Genomic DNA, 23,969 nt, shown 5'->3' with positions numbered 1-23,969 from the left:
TACCCCTCCAGGTGCCTCCGGGCACCTGGATCTTCTTTCAGAGCCAGGAGACGAGCCATGGCCCGCAGTCTTCCGATGCAGCCCCGCACCAAAGCTTCAGGCCGCAAGAGTGCCTGGATCCCCTGGGTTTTCGTCGGCGGCTTCCTGGTGGTGGTGGCGGTGAACACCACGCTGATCGTCAAGGCGCTGGACGGCTTCACCGGCGTGGTGGTGGAAAAGCCCTTCGAACGCGGCCTGGATTACGACCGGCTGGTCGCCGCCGTGGAGGCACAGGACCGGCTGGGCTGGACGGTGACCACCGCGGTCGAGCCGGGGGCACCTGCGGGCGAGAGCGATTTTGCCCTCACACTGGCCGGCCCCGACGGCCCGCTGACCGGGGCGAATGTCGAGGCCCGGCTGCAAAGGCCGCTGGACGGCGAGCGGGTGGCGCTGATGGCCATGCCGCGGCCGGGCGGGCCGGCAGGCGCCTGGCGGCTGGTGGGCCCCGGCGTGCGCCCCGGGCAGTGGGATCTGCACGTCATTGTCACGAAGGCCAAGGATCGCCACATTTCGACCCACAGGCTCTGGATCGCGCCCGTTGCGGGCGATGCCGGGGCGAAGTCGGGGCAGCCTGCCGCGGCGAAGGCGGGCGAGACGGAGTGACCTGAACCATGAGCATACCCTTGACCGGTACCGGCCGCGAGGATGCGGCCGCGGTCGCCTGCGCCCATTGCGGACAGCCGGTGATCGGGCGGGGAACCGCGGGTGTTGCCGGGAAACGGTATTGCTGCACCGGCTGCGCTGCCGCTGCCGATCTGGTCCGCGAACTGGGCCTCGACGGGCTTTATGCCCGCCGCACCCTGGACCCGACCGCCCGGCCGCCCAGGCCGGATGAAGAGCTGCCCGAACTCACCGCCCATGTCCGCACCGATGATCGCGGCCGCAACACCATCGACCTGATGGTCGACGGGCTGCAATGTGCGGCCTGCGTCCAGCTGATCGAGCGCGCGATCGCCGCCGACGACCGGGTGGCCGATGCGCGCATGAACATGACCACCCGGCGGCTGCGAGTCGCCTGGGAGGGGGCGCCGGAGCTGGCCGACCGGCTGGTCAATCCGGCCGTGCGCCTGGGTTATCGCCTGCTGCCCTACGACGCCGAGCGCATGGCGGCGGCCGACGATGCCCAGAGCCGCGACCTGATCCGCGCCATGGCGGTGGCGGGGTTCGCCGCCGGCAATGTGATGCTGCTGTCGATCGGCATCTGGGCGGCCGGCGATGCGGGCATGGGCGAGGCGACCCGCAGCCTGCTGCACTGGGCGTCCGCACTGATCGCACTGCCGGCCATCGCCTATGCCGGTCGGCCTTTCTTCAAATCGGCCTGGGCGGCGGTGTCGCGCGGGCGCACCAACATGGATGTGCCGATTTCCATTGGCGTGATCCTGACCGCCGCGGCCTCTCTGGCCCATACCTGGCGCGGCGAGATGCATGCCTATTTCGACAGCGCCACCATGCTGTTGTTCTTCCTGCTGATCGGCCGGGTGCTGGATGCCCGCGCCCGCGGCCAGGCCCGCCGCACCGTGGCGGAGCTGATCGCGCTGGCGCGTCAGCCGGTCTCGATCCTGGACCAGGCGACCGGCGCGCTGCGCCGGCTGGCGGCATCCGATGTGCGGCCGGGCATGATCGCCCGGGTGGCGGCAGGGGAGCGGATCGGCGTCGACGGCGTGGTGCTGCGCGGCGAGGGCGAGATCGACCAGAGCCTTGTGACCGGCGAAAGCCTGCCGCGGATGGTGGTGCCCGGCGACCGGGTGACCGGCGGCGCCGTGGTGCTGGGCGCACCGCTCGACATCCGGGTCGATGCCGCGGGCGAGGACGGCCAGCTGGCCGAAATGGCCCGGCTGATCGAGGCAGCCGAGCAGCGCCGCGCCGGCCGGGTCGCCTTTGCCGACCGGGTGTCGCGCGCCTATGCGCCGACCGTGCATCTGGCGGCTTTGCTCACCTTCTTCGGCTGGTGGGCGCTGGTCGGGATCAATTGGTACGATGCGTTGTCGCATGCGGTGGCGGTGCTGATCATCACCTGCCCCTGCGCGCTGGCGCTGGCGGTGCCGGCCACCCAGGTCGCCGCCGCGTCCGCCCTGGCCCGCCGCGGCGTGCTGCTGCAAAGCCCGCTGGCGCTGGAACGGCTGGGCCAGGTGGATCATGTCGTGCTCGACAAGACCGGGACGCTGACCCTCGGCCGGCCGCGGCCGGTGGGGCTGGAGGCACTGCTCGGCGATGCAGATGCCCGCGCGCGCCTCGGCCGGGCGGCGGCGCTGGCGGCGATGAGCCGCCATCCGCTCTCCCAGGCGCTGGCGCAGGCGGTGCCGGCCGATCTTCTGCCCGTGGCACCGGCGGGGGAGGGCGGGGAAACGGCGGTGGAACAGGCCGGCCACGGCATGGCGCTGGGCGCGGTGCGCCTGGGCAAGGCCGCGTTCTGCGGGCTGAGCGACGAGACGGCGGCAGCGATCCGGGCCGCGACACTGCTTGCCGGCGACGACATTCCCGGCCCGGAACTCTGGTATGTCGAGCCGGGGGCCGCGCCGCTGCTGATCCGCTTCGCCGATCCGCTGAGGCCGGCCGCGGCGGAGACCGTGGCGGCGCTGAAGGCGCGCGGCATGGGGGTGGAACTGGTGTCGGGCGACCGGCCCGAGGCGGTGGCCGCGATCGCGCGCGCGGTTGGCATCGAGCGCTGGACCGCCGAGGCCCTGCCGGCCGACAAGGCCCGGCGCATCCGTGATCTGGCGGGTGAGGGGCGCAGGGTTCTGATGGTCGGCGACGGGCTGAACGATGCCCCGGCGCTGGCCGAGGCTGCCGCCTCCATCGCCCCGGCCGGCGGTGCCGATCTGGCCCAGGGCGCCGCTGATGCTGTGTTCCGGGGCGAGCGGCTGGATGCCGTGGTCACCACACTTGCCATGGCGCGCGCCGCCGAACGCACCGCGCGTCAGAATGTCGCGGCAGCCATCGTGTACAATATGATTGCGGTGCCGGCGGCGGTGGCCGGTTTCGTCACGCCGCTGATCGCCGCCCTCGCCATGAGCGGCTCGTCGCTGATCGTGATCCTGAACGCGGTCCGGCTCGGCCGCGGCGTGCGGTCCTGACGTCCCCCTCCGGAAGGCCATCGTCCCATGGACGTTCTGATCTACCTGATTCCAGCCAGCCTGCTGCTTGCAGGTGGTGCGCTCGCCGCCTTCCTGTGGTCGCTGAAGAGCGGCCAGTACGACGATATCGAAGGCGCCGCCCATCGGATCCTGATGGATGACGATGATCAGCCCGCCGACGAACCGCCGGCGGAGAGACGGCGGCAGGGCTGATCCACCGCCGGTTCCGCTGGCGGGGCCAGTGGTCCGTCATATGGTCCGGAGACGACGGAAACGGCTGATCTTCAAGATTTCATGGGGGCCTGGGTCCATTTGGCGGACCCGGGCCTCTGCGTATGCAGGCCGGGGCTGTTAGGCTGACCCTCCACGGCCATGGTGATCGACGACCGGACAAGAACGGGTCGCGTGCCATGGCGACCGGTGCAGGGAGGAAAGCCCGGATGCTCAGAACCATGATCGGTCGCGGTCTCGCGACCTGTGCGACCGTGCTCGGTATCGCACTTGCAACCACCGGTGTTGCACGCGCCGAGGACATCGTCCTCAAGATGGCGCATGTCTACACCCCCGGCAACATCTGGTACGAGACCGCCGAAGCCTACAAGAAGGCGGTCGAAGATCGCACCCAGGGCAAGGTGAAGATCCAGATCGCCGATTCCGGATCGACCGGCGACTGGCCGCAGTCCATCGAAGGCCTGGCGATCGGCACCAACGACATCGTGCTGCAGTCGATCGGCACGCTCGACCGCTATGGCATCGTGGCTGGCGTCGAGGCCTTTCCCTATCTGATCCGTGATCTCGATCATTTCCGGAAGGTCTATGACGGCCCGATCGGTGCCGAGCTGGCCGATGCGATCGCCGCCCAGACCCGCTTCCGCATCGTCGGCGCCGGCTATCGCGGTGCCCGCCATCTGACCGCCAACCGCGCCGTACCGACGCTGGAGGATCTGAAGGGTCTGAAGCTGCGCGTGCCGCCGCTCAAGATGTATTCGATGACCTGGGCCAAGCTGGGTGCGAGCCCGGTGCCGATGGGTGTCGCGGAACTCTTCACCTCGATGCAGCAGAAGGTGGTCGACGGGCAGGAGAACCCGCTCGAGATCATCGAGAGCATGCGCTATGACGAGGTGCAGAGCCATGTCATGGAGACCGCCCATGTCATCGGCGCCATGACCTTTATCTTCTACGACGCGCGGATGAAGCGCCTGCCGGAAGACGTGCGCACCGTGCTGATCGAAGAGGGCCGCAAGGCCATGGACGATGCCAGCACCCGCATGGCGGCCATGGAGGCCGAGATCAAGAAGCGGCTTCAGGGTAAGGGCATGACCTTCGTTGCCGTCGACCGCGACGCCTTTGCGGCGAAGCTGGCCGACATGCCGGATGCCTTCCCCGATCTGAAGCCCTGGGTCGAGAAGATCCGCGCGGTCAAGTGAGCGCATGACCCCGCAGCGCGACTCCGGCCCGGGCGGCGTCGCCGTCGGGGCCGGACGTCTGGGACGCCTCGTCGAGCGTGTGCTCGACGGGGTGCTCGCCCTCATGATCGCCGCCATGACCGGGGCGATCGTCTGGCAGGTCTTTGCCCGCTATGTACTGGATGCCGCTCCCTACTGGAGCGAGGAACTGGCACGCTTTCTGATGCCCTGGGTCGCGATGGTCGGCTCGGCCGCGGTGCTGCGCGGCGGCGGCCATGTCGCGGTCACCGCCCTGATCGAGCGTCTGGGGTCGGGCCCCGCCGCCGCGATCCGGATCCTGCGCGATCTGGTGATGCTGGGGGTGGCGGCCGTGCTGGTGATCCATGGTCTGGCTTTCGCCGACCTCAATTCCTTCCAGGACAGCCCGGCTTTCGAGGTGCCGATGTCGGTGCCTTATATGGCGATGCCGGTCGGCGGCGTGCTGATCGCGATCATGGTGGTGATTGCGCGGCTGTCGCGGCCGGGTGCCGACTGGGCGCTGCCCGATCCGGATGCCCCGGTGGAAGACGAAGGTGAGGGCTTCGTGCCGGTCGCCATGCGCGCGGCCGAGGCGGCGCGTGACGGGGGCGTGCGTCGATGACCCTGGTCGAAATCCTGCTGATCCTGATCCTGGGCCTGATGGCGATCGCGGTGCCGATCGGCTTCGCGGTGATCGCGGGCGTGGTCGGCGTGCTGCTCTGGGTCGGCGACATCAATCTGATGGTGGTGCCGCAATCGATCTTCGGCGGCATCGACGGCTTCACCCTGCTCGCCATTCCCTTCTTCCTGCTCGCGGGCTCGCTGATGACCGCGGGCGGCATGACCCGGCGGCTGCTGGAACTGGCCGATGCGCTGCTCGGCCACAAGCCGGGCGGGCTCGCCATGAGCGGCGTGGTCGCCTCCACCCTCTTTGCCGGCATTTCGGGATCGGCCGTGGCCGATACCTCGGCGCTCGGCCGGATCATGATCCCGGCGATGATCAAGGTCGGCCACAAACCGGCGTTCGCCGCTTCGCTGATCGCGGCCGCCAATGTGGTGGCGCCGGTCATCCCGCCCTCGATCCCGTTCATCGTGATGGGGGTGCTGACCAACCAGTCGATCACCAACCTGTTTCTGGCCGGGGTGATCCCGGGCCTGCTCTACACCCTCGCCATGCTCTGGATCGCGCGGCGGCTGGCGATCCGCGATGCGCCGGCCGTGCGGACGGGACCACGGCCCCGCGGCACCGTCCGCCGGGCGCTCGCCCGTGCCGCCTTCGCTCTGCTGATGCCGGTCTTCATCCTGGTCGGCATCCGGATGGGCGTGTTCAACATCACCGAATGTTCCGGCGTGGCGGTGGTCTATGCGCTGTTCGTGGGCGGCGTGGTGCATCGGGAACTGAACCTGAAGCGGATCTATGCCGCCCTGGTTTCGGCCGGCCGCTCGACCGCGGTGATCATGATCGTGGTGGGTGCCGCCAAGCTGTTCTCGTGGCTGCTGGCCTATACCGGCGTCCCCCAGGCGGTGTCGGCCTTCGTGCTCGCCAATGTGTCGGATGCGCTGGTCTTCCTGCTGGTCGTGAACGTACTGCTGCTGATCATCGGCATGTTTCTGGAGGCCAATGCCGCCCTGGTGATGCTGGTGCCGGTGCTCTACCCGATCGCGCTCGCGCTGGGTGTCGACCCGGTGCATTTCGGCGTGGTGGTGGTGCTGAACCTGTGCATCGGCCTGATCACGCCGCCCGTCGGGCTCTGTCTGAACATCGCCTGCATGATCGCACGGTCGCCGCTGGAACGCGGCTCGGTCGCGATCCTGCCCTTCCTGGCGGCGGCGCTGGCCGTGCTGCTGCTCGTCACCCTGGTGCCGCAGGCCTCGCTGCTGCTGCCGGGCCTCGCCGCCGGCTGAGGCGTGCCCGAAAAACTGGAGCTTTCCGATGACCAAGCGTCTGGAGAACAAGACCGCCCTCGTCTTCGGTGCCGGATCGAGCGGCCCGGGCTGGGGTAACGGCAAGGCCACCGCCGTGCTTTTCGCCCGCGAGGGCGCGCGGGTGGTCTGCGTCGATCGCGTCGCCGAAGCGGCGGAAGAGACCGCCGGCATCATCCGCGATGAAGGCTTCGAGGCGATCGCGGTTACGGCCGACGTCACCTCTTCGGCCGAGATCGCGGCGGCGGTGGCGAAGACGGTCGAGACCTTCGGCCGGCTCGACGTGCTGCACAACAATGTCGGCATCACCGAGATGGGCGGGCCGGTGGAGCTGGACGAGGCGCGCTGGCGGCGGGCGATCGACGTGAACGCCACTTCCGTCTTCCTGGCCTGCAAGCATGCCATCCCGGAAATGCTGAAGGGCGGCGGCGGCGCCATCGTCAACGTGTCGTCGCTGGCGGCGATCCGCTGGACCAACTATCCCTATCTCGCCTATTACGCGGCCAAGGCGGCGGTCAATCAGATGACCGTCGCCATCGCGCTCGAATATGCGAAGCAGGGCATCCGCTGTAATGCCATCATGCCCGGCATGATGGATACGCCGCTGATCCGCACCCAGATCGTCGGCCAGTATGCCGATGCCGAGGACATGATCGCGAAGCGCCACGCCGCCTGCCCGACCGGGCGGATGGGCGATGGCTGGGACATCGCCAAGGCGGCGGTCTTCCTGGCCTCCGACGATGCCGGCTACATCACCGGCCACTGCCTGCCGGTCGATGGCGGGCTGTCCTGCCGCGCGGCCTGACGGCGATCCCGGACAAGGAGACGATCATGACCGGAGAACGCGATGAGCATGGCTTGCAGGATGGCCGCGTCGCTGTCGTGACCGGGGCGGCAAGCGGGATCGGCCTCGCGGCTGCCCGGTCCCTGGCCGAGGCGGGCGCCATGGTCGTGGCGGCCGACCGCGATGCCGAGGGTGCCGCCCGGGTGGCGGCGGATCTGACAGGGCAGGGGCTGCGTGCAGCCCCCGCCGCTTTCGACGTCGCCGAGCCCGAGGCGGTGGCGGCAGCCATGGCCGCGATCGCCCGCGATCACGGCCTGGTCCGGGTGCTGGTCAACAGTGCCGGGATCGGCGTCGACGTGCCGTTCCTCGACACCGATCCGGCGCTGCTCGACCGGATCATCGGCATCAATCTGCGTGGTACGATGATGCTGGGCCAGATCGTCGCCCGCGGCCTGATCGCGGCCGGCCGGCCCGGGTCGATCGTCAATATCGGCTCGGTCTCGGGGCTGCGTGGCAATCGCGGCCGGGCCGCCTATGGCGCATCGAAGGGTGCCGTCCATCTGCTGACCCAGGTGATGGCGCTGGAACTGGGCCCCCACGGCATCCGGGTCAACTGCGTCGCGCCGGGCCCGATCGACACGCCGCTGACCCGCGCCGTCCACCGCCCCGAGGTCCGCGCCTCGTGGGAAGAGCGCGTGGCGCTCGGCCGCTATGGCACGCCCGAAGAGATGGCCAGCGTGATCCGCTTCCTGGCCGGCGATGCCGCAGGCTATGTCACCGGCCAGATCATCGCCGCCGATGGCGGGTTTCAGGCGGTGGGGATCAGGGATTGAGTACGGGGCGCATTATAATCTGTTGAGTTTCTGCGGCGGGGCATCCAGTATCCGGGAAACAGACATCTCCCGAGAGCCACGATGTCCAACCTGCGGCGGGCGAAGAAAGAACAGCGGACGATCTTTTTCGTTGGGATCATCTTCGGCCTGATCCCTGTCCTGGGACACGCGTTGATTGCTGCCCTGGTGGAATTAAACCTTGTGGTGGCAATCGGGGCCTTGCCGTTCCTTGATCAGAACTGGCTGGGGCATTTTTCGCTCGTTGGCATATCAGTGGCGCTCGCCTCGTTTCTGAACTTCATGCGCCAGAAGAGATGGCCGACGCACGGGGTGATGCTGTCCTTTGCGGTGCTGGTGCTGTTCACGACACTGCTGTGGATCTTTTTCAGCGTTCTGGCCGTCTCCGGTGGACAGGTGAGCTTCGCGGTCTGGCGGCTGGGCATGGTCATGATTGTTTTGGTCGTGCTCACGGCATATATCGTGGACATGAGGATCGCTGTCTCGGAAAGCGGGGAGGACCGTCATGCAGCCTGACCTGATCAGCTTCCTGCTTGTCGTATCGGGGGCGCCGGTCATCTTCTGGATGGCGGAGCAGACCCGCCGCAGCCTGGCCGCCAAAGGGGGAGAAGACGGCGTGATCAATGCGCTCAGCTGGCCCTGGCGGCTGATGCTGCGCGCGACCGGCCGGGCCTGAGCCGGGGCGGGTCGTGGATGGCATCCTGACCGCCGGCACGGTGCTGGCGGCACTCGATCTGATCGGCACCTTCGTCTTCGCCCTGTCGGGGGCGGTGGTCGCGGTGCGCCGGGGGCTGGATCTCTTCGGCGTGCTGGTGCTGCTTTTGCGGCCGCGAGCGCGGGGGGCGATCCTGCGCGATCTGCTGATCGGCGCGGTGCCGCCGGCGGCGATCAGCCAGCCGCGCTATGTGCTCACCGCCTGCCTGGCGGGGCTGTTCGCCTTCTATCGTCATGCGCTGATCGAACGCTTCCGCAACCCGGTGCAGGTGAGCGATGCGGCAGGGCTTGCGCTGTTCGCGGTCTCGGGCGCGCAGAAGGCGCTGGGGGCCGGGCTGGAGCCGGCGATGGCGGCGCTGCTCGGCATGCTGACGGGTATCGGCGGCGGCATTCTGCGCGACGTTCTGGTCGCCCAGGTGCCGGCGGTGCTGAAGGCGGATCTCTACGCGGTCGCGGCGCTCGCCGGTGCCGGGGTGGTGGTCACCGCCCATGCCCTCGACCTGCCGGCCGCCCCCTCGATGCTGGCCGGGGCGGCGCTCTGTTTCGGATTGCGGGTCATGGCGATCCGGCATGGCTGGCAGCTGCCCGTCCCCCGCCTGCCGGATCGGGAGGACCGGAGCTGACGACCGGCCCCGACAGGACGGCACAATGGGGTTGCCATATCGGATTTGCGACACAGATCCGTATGAACGGGCCTGCGCCTCATTCCAGCCCGGTCACCGGAGACCCACCCCGATGACGGAGATGCCTTTCACCGGCCGACTCATCCTCCGGCCCACGCGTCGCGACGTCCTGGGCGGCCTGGCCGCCGGGGCGGCAGCGTTTGCTCTGCGGCCGGTTGCGGCCGCTGCTGCCGGGGCGGCGACGGCAGCCGACGGTCCGCTCCACCGGCCGATTCCCTCGAGTGGCGTTCTGCTGCCCGCGGTGGGGCTCGGCACGTGGATCACCTTCAATGTCGGCCGCGACGCGCAAGCCATCGCCGGCTGCACCGAGGTGATGCGTGCCTTTTTCGAGGCCGGCGGCCGGGTGATCGACAGCTCGCCCATGTACGGGTCGTCGCAGATGGTGGTCGGCCAGGGGCTCGCGGCGCTGGATGCCCGCGACCGCGTGTTCTCTGCCGAGAAGGTCTGGACCTCGTCGGGCGAAGACGGACCGGAGCAGATCGAGGAAACGCGCGAGTTCTGGGGCGTGAAACGGTTCAACCTGATGCAGGTCCACAACCTCCTCGCCTGGCAGGATCATCTGGAGACGCTGTTCGCGATGAAGGCCGAAGGCCGCCTGGGCCATGTCGGCATCACCACCTCGGAAGGCCGGCGCCACGACAGCTTCGAGCAGGTGATGGCGACGCAGCCGCTGGACAGCGTGCAGGTCACCTACAACCCGCTCGATCGCGAGGTCGAGGCGCGAATCCTGCCGCTCGCGGCCGATCACGGCCAGGCGGTGATCGTGAACCGGCCCTTCCGTCAGGGCGCGCTGACCCGGCGGCTGGCGGGGGTGCCGCTGCCCGGCTGGTCGCGGGAGCTGGAGGTGTCGAGCTGGGCGCAGGCGCTGCTCAAATTCATCCTGGCACATCCGGCGGTAACCTGCGTCATTCCGGCCACGACCCGCGTCGACCATGTCCGCGAAAATCTGGCGGCGGCATCGGGCCCGCTGCCGGACCGCGCCTTGCGGGAGCGGATCGCCGCGGATGTCGAGGCGGCAGTCTGATGCCCTGGACCGACTATACCCTGAACGACTTCCTGCTGTTTGCGCCTGAGACCTATCAGCGCCTGTTCATCCGCTATCACGAGGCGATCTGGCCGCTGCAGATCCCGGTGGTGATCGCCATGCTGGTGATCCCCTGGCTGATCCTGCGCCGCGGCGGGGTGGAGCCGCGGATGATGCGCATCGCCTTGCCGATCCTGGCGGTGGTCTGGGTGTGGATCGGCACCGATTTCCTTTATCAGCGCTATGGCGAGATCAACTGGGCGGCGGTCTGGCCGGCTGCCGGCTTCATGCTGCAGGGCGTGCTGCTGCTGGCGACGGCCTTCGCCGAGCCGGAACAGCCCCCGGATGTCCGCGTCCCGCCCGCCGCCCGCGATGCCGGCCTGCTGGTCATGGCCGCGGCCGTGATCCTGCTGCCGCTCGCCGCTCCGCTTTCGGGCCGACCCTGGCTCTCGGCCGAACTGGTGGGGGTGACCCCGGATGCCACCGCGCTCTTCACCCTGGGCCTGCTTGCCCTGAAACCGCTCCGCCTGCGCCTGCTGCTCCTGCCGGTGCCGCTGCTCTGGTGCCTGCTCTCGACCCTCACCCAGATCGCCATGGACTGGCCCGACGCCTGGATCCTGCCGGCCCTCGCCGCGGCGGCGGTGGCGGCGACGCTGTTGCCGCGGGAGAAGGTCGATTAGCCCGCAAATCTGATCGATATATTTTTCTGAAAAATCTACCTGGGGTTATGTAATATTGCATGTCAGATCGATGATGGGGGCATGGCATCGGAGCATGCTCCCAGGAGGCTGATGACGGGGGCTCCGCAGGTGAGCTGGGCATTATTTGTCGATGAATCGGAGCAGGATCGGCGGTACTCCCCTTATGAAGTTCTGGCCGGGGTTGCTGTCGAAGATCGCCGGATATGGCCACTGATCTGCCAGATTGCCGATGCACAACGGCACTTCTTCGGCATGCCTCTCTTTGAGGCCTATGGGACGTCACCCAATACCCGATCGGGTGATGCCAGATTGGTCGGTTTCAAGGCGGATCAGCTCTTCCTTCCCGCATTTCTCGCCCCCGCCGGCAGCAGCTCCACCAGGGCGGCGGCGATGATGCGGGTGGCGCGGCGGAGATCGTCGAGGGTGATGCGTTCATCGGCGCGGTGGCCGTGGGCGTCCTCGGGATCGCGGGGGCCGGCGCCATAGGTGATGGTGGGGATGCCGGCCGCGGCGTAGTGGCGGGCATCGGAATAGAGCGGGGAGGTGGCCTCGCCGATCTCTTCCCCCAGCTCCTGAGCGGCGGCGTGGCGGATCGCCTGCGACAGGCGGGCGACCTCGCCCACGGGGGTGAGGGGGCGGGCGAGCAGCAGGCGCGTGCAGTGGGTCTTGAGCGCACCGGCCCCGGCGCCGGTCCGTTCGACCAGGCGGATCAGCTCGGTCTCCACCGCTTCGGGATCTTCATCGGGGGTGATACGGCGATCGATCACGAAGCGGGCGCGGTCGGCGACCATGTTGGGGTTGGTGCCGGCGGCAAGGCTGCCGATCACCAGTGGCGGACGGCCGTCGGCGGCGAGCCGGTCGCGCAGCTCGTAGACCGCCTGCATGATCCGCAGCGCCGCCTCGATCGCATCTGCGCCGCTCTCGGGCCGGGCGGCATGGGCGGAGCGGCCCTCTACCGTCACCTCCAGATGCAGACAGCCGTTCTGCCGGGTGCCGACGGCGTAGGAGCCGCCCGAGCAGATCGCGAAATCGGGCCGGGTTTTCCGCCGCTCCAGGATCAGCGGCGGCCCGACCTCGCCGCCGCTTTCCTCGTCCCAGGTGACATGCAGCTCGATCGTGCCGCCGAGGCTGAGGCCGGCCTGTCTGATCGCCCGGAGCGCCAGCGCATAGGCGACGATGTCGGATTTGGCGACCGCGGCGCCGCGGCCATACATCCGCCCGTCGCGGACCACGGCGGCATAGGGTTCGATCGACCAGCCATGGCCCGGTGGCGGTACGTCGCCATGGGCGGCGAGTGCGACGGTCGGGCCGGGGCCGAATTCCTCGCGCACGATCAGGTTGGGGGCGGCGGCGACACCGGCTGCCCCGAAGGCTGCCTCGGGCACGTGCAGACGTTCCACCTCGAAGCCCAGCGTCTCCAGCCAGCCGGCGGTGACCTCGGCGATGGCGGTGCAGTCGCCGGGCGGCGCGTCGGAGGGCGTGCGCACCAGTTCGGAGAGGAAGTCGACCGCGGTCTCGTGGTTGCGGTCGACGATCCCGGCGAGGCGGGCGGTATCGGTGCGGGGACTGGCTGGCACGCTCACGGCTGGCGGCTCCTCGAAGATGGGCATCTCCCCCGGGCGGGGCTGCCTCTTCAACGCCGACGGAAGCGCAGCCGTTCCCCGAAAGCGAGATAGAGCCCGGCCGCGACCACGATGGCGGCCCCGGTCAGCGTCCACTGATCGGGCAGATGGCCGAAGATCACGAAGCCGACCGCGGTCGCCCAGATCAGCTGGGTATAGCTGAAGGGCGAGATCAGCGAGGCAGGAGCGAGGCGGAGCGCCGAGATCAGCGCAAGATGCCCGAGCGCGCCGAACAGGCCGAGCAGCGCCATCATCACCCAGGTTCGGGCATCGACCGGCGCCCAGTAGAACGGCACCGCGATCGAGGTGAGCGTGAAGCCGAACAGGGCGGCATAGAACAGCCCGACCAGCGGCCCGTCATAGGGCGAGATCTGGCGGGTGATGATCTGATAGACCGCGAAGCTGAGCGCCATGGCGAAGGCATAGAGAATGCCGGGATCGAGATTGCCCGGATCGGGGCGCACGGCGATGAGCGCGCCGCCGAGGCCGAGCAGCACCGCCGCCCAGCGCTTCGGGCCGATCGCTTCGCCGAGGAGCGGACCCGACATCAGGGTCACCATCAGCGGCGCCGTGAAATTTACTGCATAGAGCTGGGTGAGCGGCAGGCGGTGCACGGCCAAATAGGCGAAGACGGTCGACGAGATCAGCAGGGCCGAGCGGGCGAGCTGACGGCCGGGCACACGGGTGGAGATCATCCGCCGGAGCCCGAAAACCGGGATCAGCGGCAGCATCCACAGCAGATGGAAGCCATAGCGCGCCCAGACCAGCTGCGGCACCGGCTGGGTTTCCGAGAGCAGCTTGGCGATGGTGTCCATGGCCACGAACTGGCCCACCGCCACGATCATCAGGCCGATGCCCTTCAGGCGGTCGAGCGACGGGTTGGGGGCGAGCGACGGGTTGGAGGCCGCGAGCGACTGCGTTCCGACCGGCTCCGGGCCGGCGGGCGGGTTGGGGGTGGTGGTCATGGTTGGAACCGATCTGGCGCAGGGTCCGCAGCGCGGAGAAAGATGGTCCGCCAAGCTTGCCGGGGATCGGCGGCCAGGTACAGCGCTTCGTCCGCAAGGGTCCATGATCCGGCACCGGACCGGCATCCACCGACGTTTACGCAGGATCTTCAATCCACGCGCCGACAAAGCCGGACTGGTGCATACTGCATCCCAACCGGTCGCACGGGATGACGACGGCCGGAAAGGGGATGTGATGGGTGATGTGATGGCACATGTGACGAGACGCGTGCGGGCGGGTGTCGCGGCGATCGCCGTGGCGCTGGCTCTGGTGAGCCTGCCGCCGATGGCAGCCGGGCTGAACGCCGCCGAGGTGCCGGCGGTGAGCTTCGCGATCGAGGGCCGGGTGTTTTCGCTGGATCGCGAGGCCCTGCTGAAGCGGCCCGACCTGACCGTGATCGATGTGCCGGACGATGTCTCGTATCACCGGCCCATGCGCTACAAGGCGGTACCGCTGGCGCCGATCCTGGCCGATCACGGCCTGGCGGCCGACGACCATCTGGAGGTGGCGGCGCTGGATGGGTTCGTCGCCCAGCTGCCGGCGGCCCTGGTGCTGGAAACCCGCCCCGACCGCGCCCGGGCCTGGCTGGCGCTATCTACGGCTGATGGCGCCACCGCTGATGGTGGTTGGCCGACCCTGCCCGACAAGGATGCCGATCCGGGCCCGTTCTACGTGGTGTGGACCAATGCCGCGGCGAGCGGGGTGACTCAGGAGCAATGGCCCTATCAGGTGGCGAGCTTCACCGCCACCGTGCCGCTGCTGGACCGTTTCCCGCCGATGCGGGTGGCGGAGACGCTGCCGGCCGATGCGCCGGAGCGGAAGGGCGAGCAGGTCTTCGCGGTGCAGTGCGCCGCCTGCCACAAGATCAACGGTGCCGGGCCGGCCGAGCTGGGGCCGGATCTGAACCTGCCGATGAACCCCACGGAGTACTTCCAGCCGGCGGCACTGAAGCAGCTGATCCGCAACACGAAATCGGTGCGCAGCTGGCCCGGATCGGTGATGCCGGCCTTCTCTGCCGACGAGCTGAGCGATGCCGATATCGACCATATCGTGGCCTATCTGACCCATATGGCCGGCCGCAAGGCCGGGCCCGCGAAGTGACCATGGCGGCCGAGGGGCGTGGCGCGCCTGCGCCAACAGGCGTAGGCTGACCCGGCGTGCGGGCGACAGGGACGGCGCCGGAATAACAGTCAGGGGCGGTTGAGGGAATGCAGCTTCGGAACGCGATGCGGGCCCGTCGGGTGGTGACCGGAGCCGCCATGGCGGCGGCTCTGGTGACGATGGCCACCCTTGCGGCGGCACAGACCGGGCTGCCGCCCCTGTCGTCAGGTGGGGGAGCCGATGCCACCGCAGCGCCCCGCCAGTTGCCGCCGATCCTGTCGGCCGCGCCCGTGCCGGGGCCGGTGAAGACGGGTCCCGATGCGCCGTCGCCCGAGGCCGCGCGCGGCGTGCTGGAGCCGGCGGCGGAGGCGGTGATTTCGGCCGAGATCGCCGGCCGGATCGTCGATCTGCCGGTGACCGAAGGCGCGGACTTTGCCAAGGGCGCCCTGCTGGTGCGGTTCGACTGCACGCTCTACGAGGCCCAGCTGGCCCAGGCGCGCGCCCAGGCGGCCGGGGCCAAGGCCGCACTCGACAATGCCCGCAGCCTGGCGAAGCTTCAGTCGATCGGCGTGCTGGACGTGCAGCTGGCCGAGGCGAAGCTGGCCGAGGCCTCGGCCGCCATCCGGCTGAGTTCCGCCACGGTGGAGCGCTGCCGGATCGAGGCACCCTATGCCGGCCGGGTGGTGCGCCGCCTGGCACAGCCGGCCGAAGGCGTCGCCGCCGGTGACGATTTGCTGGCGATCGTCTCGGACGGGCTGCCGCGCATCCGGCTGATCGTGCCCTCCACCTGGCTGGCCTGGCTGGTGCCCGGCCAGCCGTTCGATTTCGCGGTCGACGAGACCGGCGGCACGGTCAAGGCGCAGGTCACTGCCATCGGTGCCCGGGTCGATCAGGTGTCGCAGACCGTGCCGGTGCTGGCGGCGATCGAGGGGAAACCGACCGATCTGCTGCCGGGCATGAGCGGCACGGCGCGCTTCGACCCTGCGGCACGGCCTGCCGGCCCCGCCGAAGGCGAGCCCGTGCCGCAGGCCAAACCGCAAGGGGCCAAACCGCAAGGGACGCCGAAATGAACGCCGATCCCCGGCCGCAGCCGCCCAAGATCGATCTGCAGAAGCTGGCCGCCGCGGCGGCGAAGCCGGGTGCACCTGCAGCCGGGGGAGCGGCAGCCGGGGGAGCGGCAGCCGGGGGAGCGGCAGCCGATCCGGCGCGCGGCCGGTCGGCGATCCTGTTCTCGATCATGCTGTCGCTGGAACGTGCCGCCCGGCGCGCGCCGGATGTGCAAAGCCTGCGCTATGTGATCGTCAACGAAACCCGCCGTCTGCTGCCCTATCGCCAGGCGGCGCTGGCCGAGGGCGCGATCCGCCCGAAACCCGTCGCCCTGTCGGACGTGCCGGGGGTGGAGCGCACGGCGCCCTATGTCACCTGGCTGGAACGGGTGCTGGGCCATCTGGCCGCCGCCCATCGCGACCAGATGAAGGCGCTGAAGGCGGCGCCTGCGCCTGTACCGGCGCCACAACCCCTGGCCGGCGCCACGCCGGCGCCGGCGCCCGAGGCCGAGCTGCTGAAGCCGCGGCTGGTGACGCCCGCCGATCTGCCACAGGAACTGGCCGAGGCCTGGCCGGAGCTGGCCGCCCCCCATGCGCTGCTCTGCCCGCTGACCGATCGCGAGGGCCATGTGCGCGGCTGGCTGTGGCTGGCCCGCGATACCGGTTTCGCCCCCGCCGATCAGGTTCTGGCCGCCCAGCTGGCCGATGCCTATGCCCATGCCTGGCTGGCGCTGGCCGGCCGTGGTGCCGGCCGGCGGCGGCTGCCCAGGCCGCGCTGGCTGGTGCTGGGGCTGGTGGCGGCTGCCGTTGCCGCCGGTTTCATTCCGGTGCCGCAGAGCGTGCTGGCGCCGGCCGAGGTGTCGGCCAGCGACCCGGCGACCGTCGCCTCGCCGCTGGACGGGGTGGTGCAGGCGATCGAGGTGCAGCCCAACCAGCGGGTCGACGCCGGCGATCTGCTGCTGCGGCTGGACCCGACCAATCTTCAGGCCGAGGTGGCAGTGGCCCGCCGCACGCTGGAAATCGCCGAGGCCGAACTGCGCCGCGCGCGCCAGGGCGCCTTTGACGACCGCGATGCCGGCGCGCAGATCGCCCTGCTGGAAGCCCGCGCCCGGCTGCGCCAGGCGGAGCTGGAGTATGCCGAACAGCGCCTGGCCCGGGTGGAGGTCCGTGCCGAACGCCCGGGCATCGTGCTCTTCACCCGCGCCGACGACTGGATCGGCCGGCCGGTGCAGACCGGCCAGCGGATCATGACCATCGCCGATCCGGCCCGGGCCGAGATCCGCGTGGAACTGCCGGTGGGCGAGGCGATCCGGCTGGAGCCGGGCGCGCCGGTGCAGCTGTTCCTGGATGCCCGGCCGCTGGAGCCGGTGGCCGGGCGGATGACCAGCATGAGCTATACGGCGGAACAGACCCCGGGGGGCATTCTGGCCTATGAGCTGAAGGCCCGGCTGGACCAGGACGCCGGCGAGGCCCTGCCCCGCGTGGGGCTGCGCGGCACCGCCAAGGTCTATGGCGCGGATGTGCCGCTGGCCTTCTATCTGTTCCGCAGGCCGCTGGCGGCGCTGCGCCAGCATACCGGGTTCTAGGCCATGGTCGCATCCGTGCAGGGCAGCGCGCCGGGGGGGCCGACCATCTCGTTCGGGGGCGGCGCGGGTGGCCAGCAGCAGGCCAAACCGGTGCCGCGGCTGCGCGAGGATCTGAAGCTGCTGCCGGGCCCCACCGATCTGGACGGCAGCCCCAGCTGGACGATTCTGGATCCGGCGCGCGGGCGCTATTACAGCCTGTCGCCCCAGGCGGTGGCGCTGCTGGGCGCCTGGGATCAGGGCATGCCCGACAGGGTTCTGGCCCGGGCCATGGCCGCCTCTCGCCTGCCGCTGGAGCTGAGCGATGTGGACGAGCTGGCCCGTTTCCTGATCGCCAACAATCTGGTCGCGGGCGACGAGCCGGGGATGACCGGCAGCTATGCCCGCCAGCGCAAGGCCGCGAAGCGCAGCGCCTTTTCCTGGATGCTGCACAATTATCTGTTCGTGCGCGTGCCGCTGGTCCGCCCCGATATGTGGCTGGACGGGCTGACGCCGCTCGGCCGGATGATGTTCTCCAAAGGGGCGGGGCTTACCCTGCTCACCCTGGTCGCCATCGCGCTTTATCTGGTCGGGCGGCAATGGGATGTGTTCCTGCACACCTTCACCAGCTTCCTGACCCTTGAAGGGGCGGTCTGGTTCGGTATTGCGCTGATCATCGCCAAGGTGCTGCACGAGATGGGCCATGCCCTGGCCGCCAAGCGCTTCGGCTGCCGGGTGCATTCCATGGGGGTCGCCCTGCTGGTGATGATGCCGGTGCTTTATACCGATGTCAGCGATGCCTGGCGGCTGCCGGAACGCCACCGGCGACTGATCATCGGGGCGGCGGGCATGGCGGTGGAGCTGGGCATCGCCGCCATCGCCACCATTCTGTGGACGCTGATGCCCGACGGGCCCGCGCGATCCGCCGTGTTCTTTCTGGCGGCGGTGTCGTGGTTCATGACCCTGCTGGTCAATCTGAACCCGCTGATGCGCTTCGACGGCTATTACCTGCTGTCGGATCTGATCGGCGTGCGCAACCTGCAGGGCCGCGGCTTCGCGCTGGCCCGCTGGCATCTGCGCGAAACCCTGTTCGGCCTGGGGCGCGAGCCGCCGGAAGTGCTGCCGCCGCGCACCCGCCACGCCGTGCTGCTTTATGCCTATGGCGCCTGGATCTGGCGGTTCTTCCTGTTCCTGGGCATCGCCGTGCTGGTCTATCACGCCTTCTTCAAGGTGCTGGGCATCATGCTGGCGGCGGTGGAGGTGTGCTGGTTCCTGGCGATGCCGGCGCTGCGCGAAATCGGCGAATGGTGGAAGGCGAGGGACGAGATGCGGATGAACCGGGCCATGGCCCGCAGCCTGGCGGTGCTGGCGCTGCTGATCGGGCTCGCCTTCGTGCCCTGGCAGGGCAATATCGGCCTGCCGGCGATGCTGGAGGCATCGGCCAGCCCGCGGCTGCATCCGCCGGCGCCGGCACGGGTGGTGGAGGTGCCTGTGGCGGCGGGTGCGCGCGTTACCGCCGGCCAGCCGGTGGTGGTGCTCGACAACCCCGATCTGGACCGGAAGATCGAGATGATCCGCCTGGAGCTGGACGTGACCCAGAGGCTGATCCAGCGCCAGGCCGCCAGCGCCGCCACCGCCGCCGAGGTGGGCGTGCTGGAAGGGCGGCTGGCCGCCCGGCTGGCGGAGCTGGACGGGCTGGTGGCAGAGCGCGCCCGGCTGGTGGTGCGCGCGCCGCAGGACGGCATCTTCCGCGACCCGCCGGCCGATCTGATGCCGGGATTGTGGGTGTCCCCCGCCCGGGTGCTGGGGCTGGTGGTCGCCGCCGAGGGCGGGCGGATCGAGGCCTATGTGTCGGGCGAGGATCTGCCGCGGCTGCAGGTCGGCGCCCGCGGCCGCTTCGTGACCGACGACCCCGCGCGCGACCCGCTGCCGGTGGTGGTGACCGCCGTGTCCGAGACGGCGGTGGATGCCCTGGATCAGCCGGCCCTGGCCAGCCAGAATGGCGGGCCGATCGCAACCGAGCTGGACCATGAACGCCGCCCCGTGCCGCGCGGCGCGGTCTATCGGGTGTGGCTGGAACCCGATGCCGGCGCCGGGCTGCCCGCAGGCCAGACCCTGGCCCTGCGGGGCATGGTGCGGATCGACGCACCGGCGGAAAGCTTCGCCGCCAGCCTGTGGCGCCGGGTGATCGCCGTCGCCATCCGCGAAAGCGGCTTCTGATCAGCACATCCGAGGGGCGACGAAAAAAGCGCGGCAGGACGCATGTCCGCCGCGCTCAAGTCGGTGTCGCATCTACACCACACAAGTTCGGGTAAACCTGTACGGTGGGGCCGGCGGCATCGCGTCATGCCCTCCGTCCCATACATCCCCCCGCGCCATCGCACGACCAGGCTGCGACCCTGACTATAGGGTGCCTGCCCGGAGATGTCCATCGCGTTTCGATGGTGTGGGTGATGATGTTCGCGCCCAGGGTGGGGCATGGCGATCCGGGCGGGAGAACCCCGGCGAGCCCTGACCGAAAGGGTGGGGCGGGGAGGTGTGGCGGGATGGGCGAATATTGCACCGCATTCACCGGAAGCCGGGCCCGTCCGGCCCTGGCCGGTCGATCGCCCCGGCATTCTGCGCCGGTCTGATCACCGCATGCGGCTGCGGCGTTAACCATGATATGACGCCGTTATTTTCCGGATATGTTCCTGCTTTATACGAATCGACTACAACCTAAAGGAGAGTAATTACAACCAAAATAAGAACATATTAGGAATATAACAGGAAAATCAAGCCTCCCAGGAGCTTGCAGTCTGCGGCTGTCGATCACAGTGCGATGATATGTCACTCAGCATCCGGCCGGTTGCGGTGCGGGCGTTTACCTTTTGGAAATGTTGCAATGCAGCATGGTGCGACGACATGTTTCTTGTTCTTGTGAATTGTGCAGCTTCATGTGAGGTCTGACACACGGGATGCCCGGCGCTTTAAGGAAATTTAAATAAAATGTTCGATACTTGCCCCCGCTCCGATGCCGATTGCCCCGAAAACACGCCGAAAACGTGTATGATTCTGTGCCTGTACGCGCCTTGTTCCGATGGTTTTGCGGCGCAAGACGAAACCGTTATGTTCTCGTCGGGCGGGGCATGGCCTGGCGGGGGGGGGGGGACGTTGGGGTTGCCGGTCAGAGGGTGGCGCGGATGATCGCGGTGGCCGCCAGCCAGGGCGCGCCCAGCGGCACCGGCACCCCGCCACCGGCCGGCAGAACCGCCAGCCCACCCTCGATCGCCGGGGCCAGGAAACGGCCATCGGCACGGCAGAACCCGAAAGGCCGGCATGGGCCGTGCCGGTGATGTCGGCATTGGCCAGGGCGGTGTCGGCCAGGGCGGCATCGGCCCAGAGCGCCGCCGACCGGGTGGGTCGCGGCATCGGCGCCGGTCCAGCGCCGGCCACGCAGATCGGGCAATGCGAAGGTTTCGACACCATCACCGCCATAGGTTGTGCCGATCACCGCGACAGATCGGGATGATCGGTGATGGCCAGAATCTGGCCATGGGCAAAAGCCCAGCCATCCGGCAGGGCAGTGCCGGCATAGGCGAGGATGCTTCCAAGGGGCAGGGGCATTGAACTGGCGCCTCCTTAACGGGTGGGGAGCGGGGAATGGGGGAGCCATGCATCACCCCATATCACCCTTGCCAGTCACTATACGGTTCATAATGGACATAGATCGCGGCCGAAAATATGGCCATATGGCCACGCGACGGACAAAAAAAGAGGCACGTGGATCGTCTCCGCGTGCCCCCTGATGCGTCGTCGACGGTGTGGCGCCCGGTCAGCCCCGCGGCGGATAAATGCCGTAGAGCGGGGTGATGTATTGCAGCACCGCGAAGGGCTGCATGATCTGGACCGGGACGTTCATGCCCGACGAGCCGACGGCGACCTGGCCGTTCATCTGCACCGGCAGGGTCGCTTCCGGGTCCTGCTTGGCGACGAACAGATTGGCGGGCCGGGTGGGGGAGCCGGGCGCATTGGTCTGCACGAAATTCCCGGTTCCCAGGATGACGTTGGGGGCAGGCTCGGCCTCGGTTGCATCGGTGCTGGTGATCGGAATCGCGGCCTGTAGATCTGCCGAAACCGTGTGGGTGTGATGGGCCAGATTATTGCCGGTCAGCGTGACGGTCTCGCTGCCGCCGGTCTGGCCCAGGGCATAGTTCGACAGGCCGGGCCCCTGGCCCGCGCCCAGGGGGGTGCGGCCGATCAGGTTGGGCAGGGCAAAGGTGGTCTGGCCGTCGCCGCCGAAGGTGGTGCCGATCAGGGCGAACAGGGCGTCGTTCTGCGCGATCGACAGCAATTGGCCGTTGCAGAAGGCATAGCCGCGCGGTGCAAAGCTCGGCGCCCAGAGGAACACGGCCCCCAGATAAACTCCGTCCATCGGTTCTCTCCTGTTTTCGGGTCGGGGCCGGTCAGCTGCGCGGCGGGAAGATGCCGTACATGGCGATGATGATGTTCAGGCCCAGATAGGGCTGGGTGATCGGGGTCTGGGCCGTATGGCCGGTCACCCCGAAGGTGACCGTGCCGCCGGACGCCCCCGTCGCCGAGGTGACATCGGCCGGGCCGGCTGCATAGGCGTTGACCGGGACAGATACTTCGGTGCCGTTATCGTCGAAGGTGGTGTGCGCCATGCCGAAGGCGAGCCCGGTGGCCGGCCCGTTGGTATCGGCCTGGGTGGCGGTGGCCGGCAGGGTGCCGGTGACCGGGCTGACCGCATGGGTATGGGCCGGCATATTGGGGGTCAGCAAAGTGGTCTGGTCGGTGCCGGCGATTTCGCCTTCGACATAGGTGGTGCCGGTGGTCGAGCGGCCGGCGGCCAGGCCGGCGCGGCCGCGCAGATCGGGCAGGGCGAAGGTCTGGATGCCGTTACCGCCATAGGTGGTGCCGATCAGCGAAAACAGTGCGGTGTTCTGGCTGATCGCGATCAGCTGATTGGCGCAATAGGCCCAGTTGCGGGGGGCGAAATCCGGCGCCCAATGCATGCAGAGTCCGATATAGGGGGTCATCTTTCCGAAACCTTATGGATGATGGAGACCATGTGGATGGCGACCTGGCCCGTGGATGGCGACCGGGGTGGTGCCGGCCCGGCTGCGCGGCGGAAACCGGTCAGCTGCGCGGCGGAAAGATGCCCTGCATCGCAAAGATGAAGTTGAGCGCCGTATAGGGCTGCATGATCGAAAAGGGTTGGGAGTTGCCGGTGGGGGTGGCGGTCAGATCCTCCGGTATGGTGACCGGCAGCACGGCATTGGCCTGGGCGGTGGTGAAATTCGACACCGGGAAGGTCTGGGCTGTGGGGCCGCTGCCGATGCGGACCGATCCGGTGGCGAGCACGCCGGTGGCCGGATCGGGCGCCGTGGCCGGGGCGGTCGACAGCGGCAGCACCGGGTGCAGCTGGGGCAGGGCGAAATGGGTATGGGCCGGCAGGGTCTGATCGGTCATGGTCTGGGTTTCGGCGCCGGCCGCTTCGCCCAGCCGGACCGGCGACAGGCCGGGCCCGTTGCCCGCGCCGATCGGGATCCGGCTGCGCAGGTCGGGCAGGGCGAAAGTGGTGGTGCCGTTGCCGCCATAGGTGGTGCCGATCAGCGCGAATACCGCCTGGTTCTGGGCGATCGACAGGATCTGCCCCTGGCAGAAAGCCCAGCCCTTGGGGGCGAAATCCGGCATCCAGGTCACGATGCTGGCGATGAAGGGTGCATCCATATCCGGTCTCCGTCCTCGTCCTGTTCCGTCTTGATTGTCGACATGGCTGTCGTCGCGACGTGGCGATCCGGTCGCCCGGCCGGGCCGCAGCCGGTGGCACATGCAGGCTTCAGTTGAAAATCGCTTCGTAGTGATTGCCGGGCGCCGGCCGCCCGGTCGACGGATCGACCGGCGCGATCACCGGGCAGATGAACATCATCTTCAGCAGCCCCAGCCGGGGATGGGCGATGTCGTAGCTGTTGGCCGGCAGATAGATCTGGGGGGGGCCGCGGAAGATCAGGCTGAAGCCCAGGCGGCGCTGGCCGGTCAACATGGCCTGGATACCGGGCTGGGCGGAAACCAGGGTCAGCGGCAGATTGCCCTGGGGCAGGCGCACATGGAATTCGGTGCCGACATGCGGCGCGAAGGTTTCAAAGGTGAAGTTCTCGAACATCCCACATCCCGATGGTTGACCGGCGGCAGACCCCGCGGGATGCAGCCCCGCACCAGCCTGGCCGCACCAGCCTGGATTGCATGCATCTGCGGCGCATTCCCGCCGTTTCGCTTGGCGGTTGCCGTGCGTGATTAATGTCGCACGGTTTGCGACAGGAGTCTTGCCCGTGATGTCAGGGCGAGGTTAATGGCCGTTGATATAGCTCAAATGCTTGGGATCGTTGAAAAACGCGCCGAATCAATCTTCTGGA

General features: G+C 68.8%; 23 protein-coding genes and 1 pseudogene. 17 read left to right on the top strand and 7 right to left on the bottom strand.

The window, feature by feature from the left end; translation table 11 throughout:
• Nucleotides 1–57: 57 nt before the first annotated feature.
• The 13 genes from TMO_RS28390 to TMO_RS28335 all read left to right on the top strand — a co-directional run bounded on the left by TMO_RS28390 (nt 58) and on the right by TMO_RS28335 (nt 11,196).
• Nucleotides 58–642 carry a FixH family protein gene (locus TMO_RS28390; RefSeq protein WP_014748519.1) on the top strand — a complete coding sequence of 195 codons (585 nt, stop codon included), beginning with the start codon at nt 58–60 and terminating at the stop codon, nt 640–642.
• 8 nt (nt 643–650) lie between these two features.
• On the top strand, nt 651–3,113 hold the full coding sequence (locus TMO_RS28385) for a heavy metal translocating P-type ATPase metal-binding domain-containing protein (protein ID WP_041607690.1): 2,463 nt from the start codon (nt 651–653) through the stop codon (nt 3,111–3,113).
• A gap of 27 nt (nt 3,114–3,140) precedes the next feature.
• Nucleotides 3,141–3,326 (top strand): cbb3-type cytochrome oxidase assembly protein CcoS, encoded by a 186-nt coding sequence (gene ccoS, locus TMO_RS28380; RefSeq protein ID WP_014748517.1) that lies wholly within the window; start codon nt 3,141–3,143, stop codon nt 3,324–3,326.
• Nucleotides 3,327–3,553: 227 nt separating this feature from the next.
• Nucleotides 3,554–4,540 carry a TRAP transporter substrate-binding protein gene (locus tag TMO_RS28375; RefSeq protein WP_014748516.1) on the top strand — a complete coding sequence of 329 codons (987 nt, stop codon included), beginning with the start codon at nt 3,554–3,556 and terminating at the stop codon, nt 4,538–4,540.
• Between the two features lie 4 nt (nt 4,541–4,544).
• The gene (locus TMO_RS28370; protein WP_051045641.1) at nt 4,545–5,159 is read left to right on the top strand and encodes a TRAP transporter small permease; all 615 of its coding nucleotides are present in this window, start codon (nt 4,545–4,547) and stop codon (nt 5,157–5,159) included.
• A complete protein-coding gene (locus tag TMO_RS28365; protein WP_014748514.1) occupies nt 5,156–6,442 on the top strand; it encodes a TRAP transporter large permease in 1,287 nt (428 codons plus the stop codon). Before TMO_RS28370 ends, TMO_RS28365 begins: the two co-directional genes overlap by 4 nt.
• Nucleotides 6,443–6,470: 28 nt before the next feature.
• Nucleotides 6,471–7,265, top strand: a complete 795-nt coding sequence (locus TMO_RS28360; RefSeq protein ID WP_014748513.1) for an SDR family NAD(P)-dependent oxidoreductase — start codon at nt 6,471–6,473, stop codon at nt 7,263–7,265.
• Between the two features lie 26 nt (nt 7,266–7,291).
• Nucleotides 7,292–8,077: an SDR family NAD(P)-dependent oxidoreductase gene (locus TMO_RS28355; protein ID WP_014748512.1), complete on the top strand. Its 786-nt coding sequence runs from the start codon at nt 7,292–7,294 to the stop codon at nt 8,075–8,077.
• An 81-nt stretch (nt 8,078–8,158) separates the two neighbouring features.
• Nucleotides 8,159–8,611: a hypothetical protein gene (locus tag TMO_RS28350; RefSeq protein ID WP_014748511.1), complete on the top strand. Its 453-nt coding sequence runs from the start codon at nt 8,159–8,161 to the stop codon at nt 8,609–8,611.
• Nucleotides 8,601–8,771, top strand: coding sequence for a hypothetical protein (locus TMO_RS31935; protein ID WP_014748510.1), 171 nt, complete (start codon nt 8,601–8,603; stop codon nt 8,769–8,771). The genes TMO_RS28350 and TMO_RS31935 overlap by 11 nt, the downstream gene beginning before the upstream one ends.
• A gap of 13 nt (nt 8,772–8,784) precedes the next feature.
• On the top strand, nt 8,785–9,432 hold the full coding sequence (locus tag TMO_RS28345) for a trimeric intracellular cation channel family protein (protein WP_014748509.1): 648 nt from the start codon (nt 8,785–8,787) through the stop codon (nt 9,430–9,432).
• A gap of 112 nt (nt 9,433–9,544) precedes the next feature.
• Entirely contained in the window at nt 9,545–10,516 is a 972-nt protein-coding gene (locus TMO_RS28340; RefSeq protein ID WP_014748508.1) for an aldo/keto reductase, read from the top strand.
• Nucleotides 10,516–11,196: a DUF6064 family protein gene (locus TMO_RS28335; RefSeq protein ID WP_014748507.1), complete on the top strand. Its 681-nt coding sequence runs from the start codon at nt 10,516–10,518 to the stop codon at nt 11,194–11,196. The genes TMO_RS28340 and TMO_RS28335 overlap by 1 nt, the downstream gene beginning before the upstream one ends.
• A gap of 350 nt (nt 11,197–11,546) precedes the next feature.
• Here TMO_RS28335 and TMO_RS28330 read toward each other — a convergent pair whose 3' ends face one another.
• Together TMO_RS28330 and TMO_RS28325 are read right to left on the bottom strand one after the other, a co-directional pair.
• Nucleotides 11,547–12,800: a M20/M25/M40 family metallo-hydrolase gene (locus TMO_RS28330; RefSeq protein WP_014748506.1), complete on the bottom strand. Its 1,254-nt coding sequence runs from the start codon at nt 12,798–12,800 to the stop codon at nt 11,547–11,549.
• 50 nt (nt 12,801–12,850) lie between these two features.
• On the bottom strand, nt 12,851–13,804 hold the full coding sequence (locus TMO_RS28325; RefSeq protein ID WP_014748505.1) for a DMT family transporter: 954 nt from the start codon (nt 13,802–13,804) through the stop codon (nt 12,851–12,853).
• A gap of 235 nt (nt 13,805–14,039) precedes the next feature.
• Here TMO_RS28325 and TMO_RS28320 point away from each other — a divergent pair, with 235 nt between their 5' ends.
• The 4 genes from TMO_RS28320 to TMO_RS28305 all read left to right on the top strand — a co-directional run bounded on the left by TMO_RS28320 (nt 14,040) and on the right by TMO_RS28305 (nt 19,773).
• On the top strand, nt 14,040–14,945 hold the full coding sequence (locus tag TMO_RS28320; RefSeq protein WP_014748504.1) for a cytochrome c: 906 nt from the start codon (nt 14,040–14,042) through the stop codon (nt 14,943–14,945).
• Between the two features lie 107 nt (nt 14,946–15,052).
• The gene (locus TMO_RS28315) at nt 15,053–16,015 is read left to right on the top strand and encodes an efflux RND transporter periplasmic adaptor subunit (protein WP_145978493.1); all 963 of its coding nucleotides are present in this window, start codon (nt 15,053–15,055) and stop codon (nt 16,013–16,015) included.
• Complete coding sequence (locus TMO_RS28310) at nt 16,012–17,577, top strand: efflux RND transporter periplasmic adaptor subunit (protein ID WP_014748502.1); 1,566 nt, start codon at nt 16,012–16,014, stop codon at nt 17,575–17,577. The genes TMO_RS28315 and TMO_RS28310 overlap by 4 nt, the downstream gene beginning before the upstream one ends.
• A 3-nt stretch (nt 17,578–17,580) precedes the next feature.
• Nucleotides 17,581–19,773, top strand: coding sequence for a site-2 protease family protein (locus TMO_RS28305; RefSeq protein ID WP_014748501.1), 2,193 nt, complete (start codon nt 17,581–17,583; stop codon nt 19,771–19,773).
• Nucleotides 19,774–20,719: 946 nt separating this feature from the next.
• Here the strand turns inward: TMO_RS28305 and TMO_RS32505 are convergent.
• The 5 genes and pseudogenes from TMO_RS32505 to TMO_RS28280 form a co-directional block, all read right to left on the bottom strand.
• Nucleotides 20,720–21,159 (bottom strand): annotated as a pseudogene (locus TMO_RS32505) (phage tail protein).
• A 208-nt stretch (nt 21,160–21,367) separates the two neighbouring features.
• Nucleotides 21,368–21,967: a phage tail protein gene (locus tag TMO_RS28295; RefSeq protein ID WP_014748499.1), complete on the bottom strand. Its 600-nt coding sequence runs from the start codon at nt 21,965–21,967 to the stop codon at nt 21,368–21,370.
• A gap of 31 nt (nt 21,968–21,998) precedes the next feature.
• On the bottom strand, nt 21,999–22,592 hold the full coding sequence (locus tag TMO_RS28290; RefSeq protein WP_014748498.1) for a phage tail protein: 594 nt from the start codon (nt 22,590–22,592) through the stop codon (nt 21,999–22,001).
• Nucleotides 22,593–22,692: 100 nt separating this feature from the next.
• Nucleotides 22,693–23,286, bottom strand: a complete 594-nt coding sequence (locus TMO_RS28285) for a phage tail protein (RefSeq protein ID WP_041607687.1) — start codon at nt 23,284–23,286, stop codon at nt 22,693–22,695.
• 109 nt (nt 23,287–23,395) lie between these two features.
• On the bottom strand, nt 23,396–23,719 hold the full coding sequence (locus TMO_RS28280) for a DUF6916 family protein (protein WP_014748496.1): 324 nt from the start codon (nt 23,717–23,719) through the stop codon (nt 23,396–23,398).
• Nucleotides 23,720–23,969: the final 250 nt, after the last annotated feature.

The organism is Tistrella mobilis KA081020-065, from assembly GCF_000264455.2.
Classification (GTDB): domain Bacteria; phylum Pseudomonadota; class Alphaproteobacteria; order Tistrellales; family Tistrellaceae; genus Tistrella; species Tistrella mobilis.
Note: the sequence above shows the minus strand (reverse complement) of the source record. Positions and strands in the feature narration are given on the sequence as shown.

Coding starts and splice junctions, on each gene's coding strand:
- TMO_RS28390 (WP_014748519.1), top strand. CDS start 58: ATGGCCCGCAGTCTTCCGATGCAGCCCCGCACCAAAGCTTCAGGCCGC.
- TMO_RS28385 (WP_041607690.1), top strand. CDS start 651: ATGAGCATACCCTTGACCGGTACCGGCCGCGAGGATGCGGCCGCGGTC.
- ccoS (WP_014748517.1), top strand. CDS start 3,141: ATGGACGTTCTGATCTACCTGATTCCAGCCAGCCTGCTGCTTGCAGGT.
- TMO_RS28375 (WP_014748516.1), top strand. CDS start 3,554: ATGCTCAGAACCATGATCGGTCGCGGTCTCGCGACCTGTGCGACCGTG.
- TMO_RS28370 (WP_051045641.1), top strand. CDS start 4,545: ATGACCCCGCAGCGCGACTCCGGCCCGGGCGGCGTCGCCGTCGGGGCC.
- TMO_RS28365 (WP_014748514.1), top strand. CDS start 5,156: ATGACCCTGGTCGAAATCCTGCTGATCCTGATCCTGGGCCTGATGGCG.
- TMO_RS28360 (WP_014748513.1), top strand. CDS start 6,471: ATGACCAAGCGTCTGGAGAACAAGACCGCCCTCGTCTTCGGTGCCGGA.
- TMO_RS28355 (WP_014748512.1), top strand. CDS start 7,292: ATGACCGGAGAACGCGATGAGCATGGCTTGCAGGATGGCCGCGTCGCT.
- TMO_RS28350 (WP_014748511.1), top strand. CDS start 8,159: ATGTCCAACCTGCGGCGGGCGAAGAAAGAACAGCGGACGATCTTTTTC.
- TMO_RS31935 (WP_014748510.1), top strand. CDS start 8,601: ATGCAGCCTGACCTGATCAGCTTCCTGCTTGTCGTATCGGGGGCGCCG.
- TMO_RS28340 (WP_014748508.1), top strand. CDS start 9,545: ATGACGGAGATGCCTTTCACCGGCCGACTCATCCTCCGGCCCACGCGT.
- TMO_RS28335 (WP_014748507.1), top strand. CDS start 10,516: ATGCCCTGGACCGACTATACCCTGAACGACTTCCTGCTGTTTGCGCCT.
- TMO_RS28325 (WP_014748505.1), bottom strand. CDS start 13,804: ATGACCACCACCCCCAACCCGCCCGCCGGCCCGGAGCCGGTCGGAACG.
- TMO_RS28320 (WP_014748504.1), top strand. CDS start 14,040: ATGGGTGATGTGATGGCACATGTGACGAGACGCGTGCGGGCGGGTGTC.
- TMO_RS28315 (WP_145978493.1), top strand. CDS start 15,053: ATGCAGCTTCGGAACGCGATGCGGGCCCGTCGGGTGGTGACCGGAGCC.
- TMO_RS28310 (WP_014748502.1), top strand. CDS start 16,012: ATGAACGCCGATCCCCGGCCGCAGCCGCCCAAGATCGATCTGCAGAAG.
- TMO_RS28305 (WP_014748501.1), top strand. CDS start 17,581: ATGGTCGCATCCGTGCAGGGCAGCGCGCCGGGGGGGCCGACCATCTCG.
- TMO_RS28295 (WP_014748499.1), bottom strand. CDS start 21,967: ATGGACGGAGTTTATCTGGGGGCCGTGTTCCTCTGGGCGCCGAGCTTT.
- TMO_RS28290 (WP_014748498.1), bottom strand. CDS start 22,592: ATGACCCCCTATATCGGACTCTGCATGCATTGGGCGCCGGATTTCGCC.
- TMO_RS28285 (WP_041607687.1), bottom strand. CDS start 23,286: ATGGATGCACCCTTCATCGCCAGCATCGTGACCTGGATGCCGGATTTC.
- TMO_RS28280 (WP_014748496.1), bottom strand. CDS start 23,719: ATGTTCGAGAACTTCACCTTTGAAACCTTCGCGCCGCATGTCGGCACC.